11 protein-coding genes are annotated in these 13,081 nt (G+C 71.3%); 7 read left to right on the top strand and 4 right to left on the bottom strand.

Annotated elements, in window-relative coordinates:
- The first annotated feature begins 355 nt into the window (after positions 1–355).
- The 3 genes from IH45_RS0106575 to IH45_RS0106570 all read left to right on the top strand — a co-directional run bounded on the left by IH45_RS0106575 (position 356) and on the right by IH45_RS0106570 (position 1,546).
- Entirely contained in the window at positions 356–760 is a 405-nt protein-coding gene (locus tag IH45_RS0106575) for a pyridoxamine 5'-phosphate oxidase family protein (protein ID WP_030662799.1), read from the top strand.
- Positions 761–899: 139 nt separating this feature from the next.
- Positions 900–1,145 carry a hypothetical protein gene (locus tag IH45_RS1000000146255; RefSeq protein ID WP_078897306.1) on the top strand — a complete coding sequence of 82 codons (246 nt, stop codon included), beginning with the start codon at positions 900–902 and terminating at the stop codon, positions 1,143–1,145.
- Positions 1,142–1,546 (top strand): hypothetical protein, encoded by a 405-nt coding sequence (locus IH45_RS0106570; RefSeq protein WP_030662796.1) that lies wholly within the window; start codon positions 1,142–1,144, stop codon positions 1,544–1,546. The genes IH45_RS1000000146255 and IH45_RS0106570 overlap by 4 nt, the downstream gene beginning before the upstream one ends.
- 105 nt (positions 1,547–1,651) lie before the next feature.
- Here IH45_RS0106570 and IH45_RS0106565 read toward each other — a convergent pair whose 3' ends face one another.
- The 4 genes from IH45_RS0106565 to dnaK are packed head-to-tail and all read right to left on the bottom strand — an operon-like array spanning position 1,652 to position 5,849.
- On the bottom strand, positions 1,652–2,104 hold the full coding sequence (locus tag IH45_RS0106565) for a heat shock protein transcriptional repressor HspR (protein ID WP_030662793.1): 453 nt from the start codon (positions 2,102–2,104) through the stop codon (positions 1,652–1,654).
- A 5-nt stretch (positions 2,105–2,109) separates the two neighbouring features.
- Positions 2,110–3,285, bottom strand: a complete 1,176-nt coding sequence (gene dnaJ, locus IH45_RS0106560; protein ID WP_030645189.1) for a molecular chaperone DnaJ — start codon at positions 3,283–3,285, stop codon at positions 2,110–2,112.
- 42 nt (positions 3,286–3,327) lie between these two features.
- The gene (grpE, locus tag IH45_RS0106555) at positions 3,328–3,987 is read right to left on the bottom strand and encodes a nucleotide exchange factor GrpE (protein WP_030662790.1); all 660 of its coding nucleotides are present in this window, start codon (positions 3,985–3,987) and stop codon (positions 3,328–3,330) included.
- Entirely contained in the window at positions 3,984–5,849 is a 1,866-nt protein-coding gene (dnaK, locus tag IH45_RS0106550) for a molecular chaperone DnaK (protein WP_030662788.1), read from the bottom strand. The genes grpE and dnaK overlap by 4 nt, the downstream gene beginning before the upstream one ends.
- Positions 5,850–6,197: 348 nt before the next feature.
- Here dnaK and IH45_RS0106545 point away from each other — a divergent pair, with 348 nt between their 5' ends.
- The 4 genes from IH45_RS0106545 (at position 6,198) to IH45_RS0106530 (ending at position 12,702) form a co-directional block, all read left to right on the top strand.
- A complete protein-coding gene (locus IH45_RS0106545) occupies positions 6,198–8,465 on the top strand; it encodes a (Fe-S)-binding protein (protein WP_030662786.1) in 2,268 nt (755 codons plus the stop codon).
- Between the two features lie 383 nt (positions 8,466–8,848).
- On the top strand, positions 8,849–9,724 hold the full coding sequence (locus tag IH45_RS0106540) for a trypsin-like serine peptidase (protein ID WP_234440439.1): 876 nt from the start codon (positions 8,849–8,851) through the stop codon (positions 9,722–9,724).
- 186 nt (positions 9,725–9,910) lie between these two features.
- Positions 9,911–11,494, top strand: coding sequence for an FG-GAP repeat domain-containing protein (locus IH45_RS0106535; RefSeq protein ID WP_234440438.1), 1,584 nt, complete (start codon positions 9,911–9,913; stop codon positions 11,492–11,494).
- A gap of 218 nt (positions 11,495–11,712) precedes the next feature.
- A complete protein-coding gene (locus IH45_RS0106530) occupies positions 11,713–12,702 on the top strand; it encodes an AraC family transcriptional regulator (RefSeq protein ID WP_050514591.1) in 990 nt (329 codons plus the stop codon).
- The last annotated feature ends 379 nt before the right edge of the window (positions 12,703–13,081 follow it).

The raw sequence follows: 13,081 nt of genomic DNA, 5'->3' as shown, positions 1-13,081 counted from the left end.
TGAGTCTATTCCACTCAAGGCCGTTCCGGACAGCGTACGGCGCCTTCCGGCCCTTCTACGGGTGCACCCGGAGCGCCGGGCCATGCTGTTCACGCCCCACCGGTTTCCCTCCGGCCGGTCACCGGGGGCCACCGGCCGGGCGCCGCCGCGACCGCGGGCAGGCCGTCCGACCTGCCTCCGTCGTACCGGGTCCGGCAGGACGGAGCCGGTACGGAACCGGACGTGACCTTCCGCGCCCCACCAGGACATACGACACTTTCGCGGCATCTCCCCGACACCTCCACGCCGCCTTCACCTTTCCTTCGCACAACTTCCTCACGGCGCCCCCACAGGTTCCCCGATTACTCTTCCGCTCATGGCCCACGACCTGGACGACCTCAGCCCCGAGTACCTCGCCTTCTGGAGCGAGCACCACCTGTGCACGCTGACCACCCTGCGCCCCGACGGCACCCCCCACGTCGTCCCGGTCGGCGTCACCTTCGACGCCAACCAGCGCATCGCCCGCGTGATCACCCGCAAGGACAGTGCCAAGGTCGGCCACATCCTCGCCGGAGGCCCGGACGGCGCCCGGGTCGCGGTGTGCCAGCTGCACCACAAGCGGTGGGCCACCCTGGAGGGCGTGGCCCGCATCCGTACGGACGCCGACGTGGTGGCGGACGCGGTACGGCGCTACGCCGAGCGGTACGGCCGTACCCCCAGGCCCAAGCCGGACCGGGTGATGGTGGAGATCACCGTGACCAGGGCGCTGGGCCGCGCGTAGGGCACCGACCGGCCAGGTCCGTACCTGGCCGGATTCGGACGGCGCGCTTCCGCCGCCGCACGCCCCCTGCTAAGCCGAAAGCGGGACAACCGCTCCCGCCGCGCACCCCGCGGAGCGGAAAACTGCTGTTGGAGAGCGCATGGCGTCTGCATCACACACCGAACCCGCCCCCGCCCGTACGGGCGTCCGCTCCCCCTGCACCCGCCGCCCCGCCCGCGCCGAACTGTGCCCCCGCTGCGGCGGCCAGCTCGCCGTGAACCAGGACGGCTGGGCGATCTGCCACGCGTGCGGTTACGCCTCTCCACCCGGCACCGCCCCTCCACCCCGGTCCGCGCGCGGCGGTATCGTCACCCCCACACCCGCCACGCCCCGGGGGGCACGATGAACTCGGTCCGAGTGACGGCCATCGCCTGCCTCATGCCGCTGTCGGGGCTGGACGACGACCCGTTCCTGGTGGACGACCGCAGCCAGCACGCCATGTGCACACGCTGGGCCGAGGCCCGCGACTACGACCTGACCTGCCGGCTGAGCGTGCACCAGCTCCGCGCCGACCACGCCGCGCTGTGGCAGGACGTGGAGGCCGGGCTGGTCGACGTCTTCGTCGCCCCCAACCGCCGCGCCCTGGAGAACGCCATCGCCTCGGCCGACGAGTTCACCGCCCGCTGCGCCGCCGCCGGCGTCCGGCTGGAGATTGCCGACTACGACGAGCCGGTCTACACCAGCGCGATGAAGTCCCACGTACACCGCCGTCTGTCCATGCCGACGGCCGGGTACAACGGCTGCTGACCCCCGCGGGACTCCCCGCCGGACGCCCCGCAGGACATCGCGAAAAGGCGGCGGGGCCGGGGCGCGCTGCGCATCCCGGCCCCGCCGCCCGCGGATGATGACGGCCTACTCGGACCGCTTCTTCGGGCGCCACACGACCAGCGCGCCGGTCTGCTGCACCTCCTGATAGGGCACCAGGTCCCGGCGGTACGAGGCATGCACGGCCGCCTCCCGCTGCTGCATGGCGGCAGCCGCGCCCTCGACCGCGTGCTGGAGCTCGGCGACCCGCTGGCGCAGGGCCGTGACCTGGTTCTCCAGTTCGATGATGCGCTTGATGCCGGCGAGGTTGATGCCCTCGTCCTGCGACAACCGCTGCACTTCCCGGAGCAGTTCGATGTCCCGGGCCGAATAGCGCCGGCCGCGGCCCGCCGTACGGTCGGGCGAGACCAGGCCCAGCCGGTCGTACTGCCGCAGGGTCTGCGGATGCAGGCCGGAGAGCTGAGCCGCGACGGAGATGACGTACACCGGCGACTCTTCGGTCAGTTCATACGGGTTCCGACGCCCGCCCCGGCCATCCATCCGACTCATGCTCCCTTCGCGGCCTGGAACAGCTCCGCCCGCGGGTCCTCGCCCGCGGTCGCCTCGCGGTAGGACTCCAGCGACTCACGTGCCTTGTCGCCGAGATCCTTGGGGACGCTCACCTCGACGGTGACCAGCAGGTCGCCGCGGGTGCCGTCCTTGCGCGACGCGCCTTTGCCGCGCACGCGCATGGTACGTCCGTTGGGAGTGCCGGCCGGCAGTTTGAGCGTCACCGGCGGGCCGCCGAGTGTCGGCACCCGCACCTCGCCGCCCAGCGCCGCCTCCGGGAAGGTGACCGGGACGGTGACGGTCAGGTTGTCACCCTTGCGGCCGAAGACCGGGTGGGCGTCGACGTGGACGACGACGTACAGATCGCCGTTCGGGCCGCCGCGCTCGCCCGGGGCGCCCTTGCCGCGCAGCCGGATGCGCTGCCCGTCGGAGACACCCGCCGGGATGCGCACCTGCATCGTGCGCGAACTGGTCGCCCGCCCGCTGCCCTTGCAGACGTCGCAGGGCGTCTCGGCTATCAGGCCGCGGCCCTTGCAGTCCACGCACGGGTCGGTGAGCGAGAAGCCGCCACCGCCGCCGCGGCTGACCTGTCCGGTGCCGACGCAGGTCGGGCACACGCGCGGCGTGCCGTTCTTGTCGCCGGTGCCCGAACACGCCTTGCAGGGCGCCTGGCTGGACATCCGCAGCGGGACCGTGGCCCCGTCCGCCGCCTCGGTGAAGCTGAGCGTCACCTCGGACTCGACGTCCTGGCCGCGGCGCGGCTGTGTACGCGTGCCACCGCCGCGGTTGAACAGGCCGCCGAAGACGTCGCCGAGCCCGCCGCCGAAGCCGCCGCCCGCCGAGCCGCCCTGGGCGCCGCCTCCGAAGAGGTCGCCCAGGTCGAAGTTGAACGATCCGCCACCGGCGCCGCCGGGGCCGGCGCGGAAGCCGCCGTTGCCGAACAGCGCCCGCGCCTCGTCGTACTCCTTGCGGCGCTTGGGGTCACCGAGGATGTCGTTGGCCTCGGAGATCTCCTTGAAGCGCTCCTCGGCCTTGGCGTCGCCCTTGTTGGCGTCCGGGTGGAACTCCCGGGCCAGCTTGCGGTACGCCTTCTTGATCTCCGCCTCGGTGGCGTCCTTCGGGACGCCGAGGACCTTGTAGTAGTCCTTCTCCACGAAGTCCTTGGTGTTCATCCCCGACGTCCCTCCTCCCGTACTGCTTCCTGCGCCGCCGCGTCAGCCCTCGTCCGGGCCACCGCTCTCCTCGTCCGAAGCCTTGGCGTCGTCCTCCGAGGCGGCCTTGCCGGACTGCGCGCCCGGCTGCGGCTCGGCCACCGCGACCCGCGCGGGGCGGATCGTTCGTTCACCGATGCGATACCCCGGCTGGAGGATGGCGACGCACGTGGTCTCCGTGACATCCGGAGCGTAGGAGTGCATCAGCGCCTCGTGGATCGTCGGGTCGAAGGGCTCGCCCTCCTTGCCGAACTGCTGGAGGCCCAGCTTCGCGACCACGGTCTCCAGCGACTCGGCCACCGACTTGAAGCCGCCGACCAGCTCGCCGTGCTCCCGGGCCCGGCCGACGTCGTCGAGCACGGGCAGCAGCTCGGTGAGCAGATTCGCCGCGGCGATCTCCTTCACCGACACCCGGTCCCGCTCCACCCGGCGACGGTAGTTCTGGTACTCCGCCTGGAGCCGCTGGAGGTCCGCGGTGCGCTCGTTGAGCGCGGTACGCACCTGGTCCAACTGCGCCGTGAGAGCTACGTCCTGGTTCGCATCCCCGGCCGGGGCCGAGCCCGCCGTGTCGGCGGACTCGGCCTGCGCCGCGTCATCAGGGGTCTGGGCGGCATCGGCGGGGACGTCGGGCTTCTCCTCGAAGCCCGGAGTCTCCTCCGTCACGCGGCACCGTCCTTCTTCGGCTTCTCGTCGTCCACGATCTCGGCGTCGACCACGTCGTCCTCGGGCTTGGCCTGCTGGCCGCCCGCGGCACCGGCGGCGCCCTCGGCACCGCCCGCGGCGCCGGCGCCCTGGGCGTCGGCGTACATGGCCTGGCCCAGCTTCTGGCTGACCGCGGCGACCTTCTCGGTCGCGGTGCGGATCTCGGCCGTGTCCTCGCCCTTGAGCTTCTCCTTCAGCTCGGCGACGGCGGTCTCGACCTCGGTCTTCACCTCGGCGGGGACCTTCTCCTCGTTGTCCTTGAGGAACTTCTCCGTCTGGTAGACGAGCTGCTCGCCCTGGTTGCGGGACTCGGCGGCCTCGCGGCGGCGGTGGTCCTCGTCCGCGTACTGCTCGGCCTCCTGGCGCATCCGGTCGACCTCGTCCTTCGGCAGCGAGGAGCCGCCGGTGACGGTCATCTTCTGCTCCTTGCCGGTGCCGAGGTCCTTCGCCGCGACGTGCATGATGCCGTTCGCGTCGATGTCGAAGGTGACCTCGATCTGCGGCACGCCGCGCGGGGCCGGGGGCAGACCGGTCAGCTCGAACATGCCGAGCTTCTTGTTGTACGCCGCGATCTCGCGCTCGCCCTGGTAGACCTGGATCTGCACGGAGGGCTGGTTGTCCTCGGCGGTGGTGAAGATCTCCGAGCGCTTGGTCGGGATCGTCGTGTTCCGCTCGATGAGCTTGGTCATGATGCCGCCCTTGGTCTCGATACCGAGGGACAGCGGGGTGACGTCCAGCAGGAGGACGTCCTTGACCTCACCCTTGAGGACACCGGCCTGCAGCGACGCGCCGATGGCGACGACCTCGTCCGGGTTGACGCCCTTGTTGGCGTCCTTGCCGCCGGTCAGCTCCTTGACCAGCTCGGCGACGGCCGGCATACGGGTGGAGCCGCCGACCAGGACCACGTGGTCGATCTCGGACAGCTCGATGCCGGCGTCCTTGATCACGTTGTGGAACGGGGTCTTGCAGCGCTCCAGGAGGTCCGAGGTGAGCTGCTGGAACTGCGCCCGGGTGAGCTTCTCGTCCAGGTGCAGCGGGCCCTCGGCGGAGGCGGTGATGTAGGGCAGGTTGATCGTCGTCTCGGTGGACGAGGACAGCTCGATCTTCGCCTTCTCCGCGGCCTCGCGCAGGCGCTGGAGCGCCATCTTGTCCTTGGAGAGGTCGACGCCGTGGCCGTTCTGGAACTGCTTGACCAGGTAGTCGACGACGCGCTGGTCCCAGTCGTCACCACCGAGGTGGTTGTCACCGTTGGTGGCCTTGACCTCGACGACACCGTCGCCGATCTCCAGCAGCGAGACGTCGAAGGTACCGCCACCGAGGTCGAAGACCAGGATGGTCTGGTCGTCCTTCTCCAGGCCGTAGGCCAGGGCCGCGGCGGTGGGCTCGTTGACGATGCGCAGGACGTTCAGACCCGCGATCTCGCCGGCCTCCTTGGTGGCCTGGCGCTCGGAGTCGTTGAAGTACGCCGGGACGGTGATGACCGCGTCGGTGACCTTCTCGCCCAGGTAGGCCTCGGCGTCCCGCTTGAGCTTCTGCAGGATGAAGGCGCTCATCTGCTGCGGGTTGAAGTCCTTGCCGTCCAGGTTGACCTTCCAGTCAGTGCCCATGTGGCGCTTGACCGAACGGATCGTCCTGTCGACGTTGGTGACCGCCTGGCGCTTGGCGACCTCGCCGACCAGCACCTCGCCGTTCTTGGCGAAGGCGACGACGGACGGCGTGGTCCTGGCGCCCTCGGCGTTGGTGATGACGGTGGGCTCACCGCCTTCGAGAACACTGACGACGGAGTTCGTCGTGCCCAGGTCGATGCCGACCGCACGTGCCATTTCGATTCCTCCATGACTTGAGTGGAACAGGCTCAAGGGTGCAGCACGCCCGGCGCCCTGTCAATTGACCTGAGCCAGCCTCACTCAACTTTTATGTCGGATGCCTCGTCACTCCCAGTGTGGGGGACGCGGCGGCGCCCACGAAGGGTTGCCTGCGCGACACAGATCACCGGCCGGGCGGCTTCATGGGGCTCGGGATACTGGGTAACCTCAGCGCAGACCCGAAAAGTTACTGCTTAGTAATCGCTGTAGTCCTTGTACCGCGGACTCCGCGTACCCCTCGTATGTACGCGCAGCCCCTCAAGTATTCCCCGTAACCCCCGCACTCGCAGGCCCGAGGAGCCACCCATGCAACTCGCCGCGATCATCGTGTCGCTGGTCCTAATCGCGGTCGGCGTCGCACTGTTCGGCCGTGCCATCCTGCAGATCGTCCGGCAGCTGCGGCTCGGCCAGCCCGTACCGGCCGGCACCCGGACCGACGACCCGACGCAACGCACGGTCACGGTGGTCAAGGAGTTCCTCGGCCACACGCGTATGAACAAGTGGGGCATCGTCGGCGCGGCGCACTGGTTCGTGGCGGTGGGCTTCTTCTCGCTGCTGCTGACGATCGTCAACGCCATCGGCCAGCTCTTCAAGGCCGACTGGCTGCTGCCCGTCATCGGGGAGTGGGCGCCGTACAACGTCTTCGTCGAGTTCATCGGCACCATGACGGTGCTCGGCATCCTGGTCCTGATCGGCATCCGGCAGCTGAGCAGGCCGGGCGGCCCGGGCCGCAAGTCCCGCTTCGCCGGCTCCAACTTCGGCCAGGCGTACTTCGTCGAGGCCGTCATCCTGATCGTCGGCGTCTGCATCTTCATGCTGCACGCGCTGGAGGGCGCCCAGCACCACGTGGACGGCTACGAGGCCTCGTTCTTCATCTCGTACCCGGTGGTCTCCTGGCTGGAGGGCATGGACGTCTCGACGCTCCAGAACCTCACCTACTTCTTCGCCGGCCTGAAGATCGCCACGTCCTTCATCTGGATGATCACGGTCGCGCTGAAGACCGACATGGGCGTGGCCTGGCACCGCTTCCTGGCCTTCCCGAACATCTGGTTCAAGCGCGAGGCCTCCGGTGACGTGGCGCTCGGCGCGCTCCAGCCGATGACCAGCGCGGGCAAGCCGATCGACTTCGAGGACCCGGGCGAGGACGACCAGTTCGGCGTCTCCCAGATCGAGCACTTCTCCTGGAAGGGCCTGCTCGACTTCTCCACCTGCACCGAGTGCGGCCGCTGCCAGTCGCAGTGCCCCGCCTGGAACACCGGCAAGCCGCTGTCGCCGAAGCTGCTGATCATGGCGCTGCGCGACCACGCGCACGCCAAGGCCCCGTACCTGCTCGCCGGTGGCGGCAAGGACGAGGAGGGCGCCGAGAAGGCGACCGAGGCCCAGCTCAAGGACGTGCCCGCGGCGGCGCTGGCCGAGGCCGAGCGCCCGCTGATCGGCACCCTCGAAGAGGGCGGCGTCATCGACCCGGACGTCCTGTGGTCCTGCACCACCTGCGGCGCCTGCGTCGAGCAGTGCCCGGTCGACATCGAGCACATCGACCACATCGTGGACATGCGCCGCTACCAGGTCATGATCGAGTCGAGCTTCCCCAGCGAGGCCGGCACGATGCTGAAGAACCTGGAGAAGAAGGGCAACCCCTGGGGCCTGGCCAAGAAGCAGCGCCTGGCGTGGACCAAGGAGGTCGACTTCGAGGTCCCGGTCGTCGGCAAGGACGTCGAGGACCTCACCGAGGTCGAGTACCTGTACTGGGTCGGCTGCGCGGGCGCCCTGGAGGACCGCGCCAAGAAGACCACCAAGGCGTTCGCCGAGCTGCTGCACATCGCGGGCGTGAAGTTCGCGATCATGGGCGGCGACGAGAAGTGCACCGGTGACTCCCCGCGCCGGCTGGGCAACGAGTTCCTGTTCCAGCAGCTGGGCGCGGAGAACGTCGCCTCGCTCAACGCGGCCTTCGGCGAGGACGACGAGGACCCGGCGACGAAGAAGCCGAAGTCCGCGAAGAAGATCGTCGCGACCTGCCCGCACTGCTTCAACACGATCGCGAACGAGTACCCGCAGCTCGGCGGCGAGTACGAGGTCATCCACCACACCCAGCTGCTCCAGCACCTGATCGACGAGGGCAAGCTGATCCCCGTCACCCCGGTCGAGGGCCTGATCACGTACCACGACCCCTGCTACCTGGGCCGCCACAACAAGGTCTACACGCCGCCGCGCGAGATCATCGCCAAGGTGCCGGGCCTGCGCAACGAGGAGATGCACCGCCACAAGGAGCGCGGCTTCTGCTGCGGCGCGGGCGGCGCGCGCATGTGGATGGAGGAGCGGATCGGCAAGCGCATCAACAACGAGCGCGTCGACGAGGCCCTGTCCCTGAACCCGGACATCGTCTCCACTGCCTGCCCGTTCTGCCTGGTCATGCTGACCGACTCGGTCAACGGCAAGAAGAACGACGGGCAGGCCAAGGAGTCCGTCCAGGTCGTGGACGTGGCCCAGCTGCTGCTGGACTCCGTCAAGACCCCGGTCGACCCGGCGGGCGAGGAAGCCGCGACGGACGCGCCGGAGCCGGAGCCGGTGAAGTAACCGCCGTCTCCCGTCTCCTCCATCACCCGTCTCCTCCCGCCGCCCGGTCTCGCACCCGGCCGCTCCCGCTTCGGTGGGGGTGGCCGGGTGCGGTGCGTCGGGGAGCCTGGCATTGCGATGTGACGGGGGCGCGGCGTTGCGACGGGGCCGGATCGTAGCGACGCTGCGGTCCCGTCGCGACGTACCGCTATCGTCTCGACGTACCGCCGCCGCCGCGGCGTACCGCGCCCGTCCCGACGTACCGCGCCCGTCCCGACGTACCGTGCCCGTCCCGACGCGTCGAGGTCGTACCGACGTGCCGAGGTCGTTGCGACGTGCTGATGCCGTCCCGGCGTAAGCCCGTGGAGCGGCGTACGTGCGCGGCGCAACGTACCGTCCCGTACATGAGAACCGCCCGGGCCCCTCTCGCCACAGCTGCCACCACCGTCACCGCCGCCGCAGCCGCGCTGGCCGTGCTCGTCGGGCTCACCGGCTGTGGCGGGACCTCGCAGGCCGCGGATCCCAACCAGCCGTCCGCGCGGCACTTCGAGGGGCTTCCCTTCGTGGGCGTCCTGTTTGCCGACGGGGAACACCACTGCACCGCGAGCGTCGTCGACAGCCCGAAGGGCAACATGCTCGTCACCGCCGCGCACTGCGTCGACTTCCAGGACGGCGATCAGGACGGCGACCGGGACGAGGATCGCGACGACGACAAGGGCGCGGACGGCGGGGACGAGTCCGGGCCGCTCCCCGGCGACCTCCAGTTCGCGCCACGCTTCTCCGGGTCGGGGGACGGCACGCTCCCGTACGGGAAGTGGAAGGTCAGCAGCGTCCACGTACCCCGGGCATGGCGGGAGGAGGACGGCGACCAGGGCGACTACGCCTTCCTGACCGTCGAACCGGACGCCCGGGGCCGCTCCGTGCAGGAGGTCGTCGGCGCCGCCACCCCCGACTGGTCGTCCGGCCCCCGCCGCCACGTCACCGTCGTCGGCTACCCCAACGAGGCGTACAACCCGGACAACCAGCCCATCACTTGCGCGACGGACACCGAGCGCGACGACGACGAGCCGTACATGATGCGGATGCGGTGCGGCGGCTTCTACGACGGCACCAGCGGCAGCCCCTGGCTCGCCGACCACCACGACGCCCGCCGCCCCGGGCGCCTGATCGGCGTGCTGAGCGGCGGCGACACCGACGCCGAGTCGACGGCCGTCCTCTTCGACCGGCAGGCGCGGGAGCTGTACGAGCGGGTGGCGGGCGGCGCGGCGAAGCCGTCCTGACCGGTCGTCCTGACCGGTCGTCCTGACCGATCGTCCTGACCGATCGTCCTGATCGCCGCGGTCCCGTACCGCCCGGCACACCCCGCCCCGCCCGCGCCATTGCGCATTCCGGGGCCGCCCTGCACCATCGCCCCCAACCGACGGTGCTACTGGGCCCCTTGGGGCGGGACAGGACACGGTGGACGCATGTCCGGACGAGCACGACGCACGCCCGTACACGGTCGAAGACGCGGCCGGCGACAGGCGCCGAGAAGCGACCGAAGACGCGGCCAGGGACAGGCCCCGAGAAGCGACCGAAGACGCGGTCAGCGGCAGGCCCCGAGAACCGGCCCACCACAGGCCCGGGCCGCCCTCGTCCTCACCCTCGCCGCGGCCCTCCTCACCGCCTGCGGCCCCTTCGGCACCACCGCCTCCGGCCGCCCGGGCGGCCCGGCGGCCCACGCCCGGCACCCCTCCGGCCCGGCACCGCGCCCGGTACCCCGCGGCGACGGCAGCGACGTCCCGTACGACTTCAACGGCGACGGCCACCCCGACCTGGTCGTGAACGACCTGCTCGCCCCCGGCGACCGGGCCGCGCACGACGACGACCCCGGTATCGGCATCGTCTACGGATCGGCCCGCGGCCTGGTGCCCGGCGCCCGTCAGCTCATCACGCCGTCCCGCAACGCCGCGCCCACCAAGGGCGTCGTCCCGGCCGCCTTCGAGGCGGGCCCCGCGTGCGACCTCGACGGCGACGGCTTCACGGACCTCCTCGTCACTGCCGACCCGCCGTACGACGGTGTCGGCCGCCCGCCCGTGCCCGTCCAGCTCCTCTTCGGCTCGCCCCGGGGCCTGGCCGCCGGCCGCGCCGTTCCCCTGCGCATCCCCGAGCGCGCCCGGGACGGCAACGAGTGGCCCGACCAGCCGACGTGCGGCGACTTCGACGGCGACGGCGCGACGGACCTCGCGGTGACCGCGTCCGGCCCGCGGATCAGCTACCTGCGCGGGCCGTTCACCCGCCGGGGCGCCCCGAAGGCCGCCGCCGTTCTCGACGTGCCCGGCACGGCCCTGGCTCCGCTCGCCGGCCCCCTGGACGCCGACCGCGACGGCGCCGACGATCTCCTCGTACGCGCCGCCGACCCCGGCCGCGCCGCCACCGGCCGGCTGGCCCTCGGCGGCCCCCAAGGCCCGGCCCGCGCGGGTACGGCCTTCCCCTCCGGCCACGCCCTCGCGTTCGGCCGCTTCCGCCGCGGCACCGGTACGGACGCGGTGGTCGCGACCGGCTCCCACCTGCTACCCCGGTACGGCCTGACCGGCGACGCACCGCCCCTCCCCGTACGCGGCCGGGACCTGCACGCGGGTGACTTCACGGGGGACGGCTACACCGACCTGATCGTCAGCGATCCGACCGGCGCAAACGATTCAGCGGGCCCAGGCCCGGGCCCGGGATCACCGACCGGCCGGAGCGCTCCCCGCGCCCCTCACCCCACCTTCCTCCCAGGCTCCGCCACCGGCCTCTCCGCCAAGAGCGCCCGCCCTCTCCCCCAGCCGCGCATCCCGGGCACCGGCCCCTTGCACACCACCGTCCTGGCCCTCACCGACTACGACGGCGACCACCACGCCGACCTGATCCTCCTCACCCGCCGCAGCACCACCGCCCAAGACCGGACCACCTCTCAGGGCGGCACCGCCATCCCCCAGGACCTCATCACCATCCACCCCGGCACCCCCACCGGCCCGTCCCCGTCCCCGCGCCTCTCCTTCTCCACCACGGCCTTCAGCGACGGCTGACGGAAAGTGCCGGGCAGACGGCCCAACAGGCGGGTCGGCAGACGGCCCATCAGACGGCCCGGCAGGTGGTCCGGCAGGCGGTCCGGTAAGCGGTCCCCACCGGCCCGCTGCCCCCTGCACCTATCCTTTCCGAGTGCGCAGTTGAGGCGGACAGTTCCGGACGGACGGTTCTGTCTGCCCGGGGGAACCTGTCAGCCGGGGGAAGGGTTGTGCTGAACATGTCTGCTGAGCCGGGGGCGTCGTCCCCCGTGCTGTCCCTGCGGACGGCGGAGCTCGACGAGGCCCGGTGGGCGCTCGGCAAGGCCTTCTACGTGACCCACATCGACCGGCTCCGGCCGTGCGACGACCTGGGCGCGCGGCTGGACGCGGTGCAGCTGGGCGCGGTCACCGTCGGTGAGGTGGGGTTCGGCACCGACCTGCGGCTGCGGTCCGGGGAACTGGGCGCGTACCACGTGGACGTGCCGCTGAACGGCTGCATCGAGTGGCGGCAGGGCACGGGCCCGGCGGAGACCGCCACACCGGAGCGGGCCGGGGTGTTCCAGCCGGACGGCGCCACCACCATCGACCGGTGGCACGCCGGGTGCCGACTGCTGGCGCTGAAGATCCGTACGGCGGATCTGGAGCGTCATCTGGAGCACATGCTCGGCAGGACCGTCGGCACGCCGGTGCGCTTCGCCACCGGTTTCGACGTGTCCCGGGGCCCGGGACTCAGCTGGGCACGGCTGGTACGGGCCGCCATAGGGGACGTCCAGGACGCGGGCGGCCTGCTGCACCAGCCGATGGTGTCGGCACCGCTGCAAGAGGCGCTGCTCGGCGGGCTGTTGCTGGCCGCCGACCATCCGTACCGCGAGGAGCTGAGCCGCCCGCCCGCCCCCTCGTACCGCCCGGCGCCCGTCAAGCGCGCGCTGGACGCCATCCACAGCTGTCCTGAGCACCCCTTCGACACCGCCGAACTGGCCGCCGTTGCACGGGTCAGCGTGCGCTGGCTCCAAGAGGGCTTCCGCAGGCACGTCGGCATGTCGCCGATGGCCTACCTGCGCGACGTACGGCTGAGCCGCGTACGGGACGAGCTGCGACGGGCGGCGCCTGGCGAGCTGAGCGTGGGCGAAGTGGCGTACCGGTGGGGCTTCATGCACCTGGGGCGCTTCGCGCGCAGCTACCGGGAGCGGTTCGGGGAGACGCCTTCCCAGACGTTGCAGGCGCCCTGACGCGCAAACGTTGCAGGCGCCCTGAGGCGTGAACGTTGCAGGCGCCCTGACGCGACGGCGGACGCCCCCGGGGTCCCGGCCGCGAACACGCAGCGTGATCCGGATACCCGCTGCGCAGAATGGATCATGCCGCCGCTCCCCTGCCGCTACGGTCTGGGTGCCAGGGCCCGGTCGGCATCGCCGATGCGTACGTCCGTCTGTGAGTGCCGCCGACGGCATTCACCGGTGGGCCGGCCCCTGGGTACCGGCCGGTATCCCCCCGTAACCGCTGCCGGACCCTCCCGCCCGTGAGGCGTCGGACGACGATGATCCGATGCCTCATGGGCCGGTGAAGCCGGGCACCTCTTACCCCCGTGTTCCGCGTCCCGTCGGGTCCTGT

Source organism: Streptomyces rimosus subsp. rimosus (assembly GCF_000720725.1).
Classification (GTDB): domain Bacteria; phylum Actinomycetota; class Actinomycetes; order Streptomycetales; family Streptomycetaceae; genus Streptomyces; species Streptomyces rimosus_A.
The sequence above is the reverse complement of the archived record's forward strand: the minus strand, read 5'-3'. Positions and strand labels throughout refer to the sequence as shown.

What these genes read in the sequence shown, in the direction of transcription:
- IH45_RS0106575 (WP_030662799.1), top strand. Translation starts at nt 356, where the DNA reads ATGGCCCACGACCTGGACGACCTCAGCCCCGAGTACCTCGCCTTCTGG.
- IH45_RS1000000146255 (WP_078897306.1), top strand. Translation starts at nt 900, where the DNA reads ATGGCGTCTGCATCACACACCGAACCCGCCCCCGCCCGTACGGGCGTC.
- IH45_RS0106570 (WP_030662796.1), top strand. Translation starts at nt 1,142, where the DNA reads ATGAACTCGGTCCGAGTGACGGCCATCGCCTGCCTCATGCCGCTGTCG.
- IH45_RS0106565 (WP_030662793.1), bottom strand. Translation starts at nt 2,104, where the DNA reads ATGGATGGCCGGGGCGGGCGTCGGAACCCGTATGAACTGACCGAAGAG.
- dnaJ (WP_030645189.1), bottom strand. Translation starts at nt 3,285, where the DNA reads ATGAACACCAAGGACTTCGTGGAGAAGGACTACTACAAGGTCCTCGGC.
- dnaK (WP_030662788.1), bottom strand. Translation starts at nt 5,849, where the DNA reads ATGGCACGTGCGGTCGGCATCGACCTGGGCACGACGAACTCCGTCGTC.
- IH45_RS0106545 (WP_030662786.1), top strand. Translation starts at nt 6,198, where the DNA reads ATGCAACTCGCCGCGATCATCGTGTCGCTGGTCCTAATCGCGGTCGGC.
- IH45_RS0106540 (WP_234440439.1), top strand. Translation starts at nt 8,849, where the DNA reads ATGAGAACCGCCCGGGCCCCTCTCGCCACAGCTGCCACCACCGTCACC.
- IH45_RS0106535 (WP_234440438.1), top strand. Translation starts at nt 9,911, where the DNA reads ATGTCCGGACGAGCACGACGCACGCCCGTACACGGTCGAAGACGCGGC.
- IH45_RS0106530 (WP_050514591.1), top strand. Translation starts at nt 11,713, where the DNA reads ATGTCTGCTGAGCCGGGGGCGTCGTCCCCCGTGCTGTCCCTGCGGACG.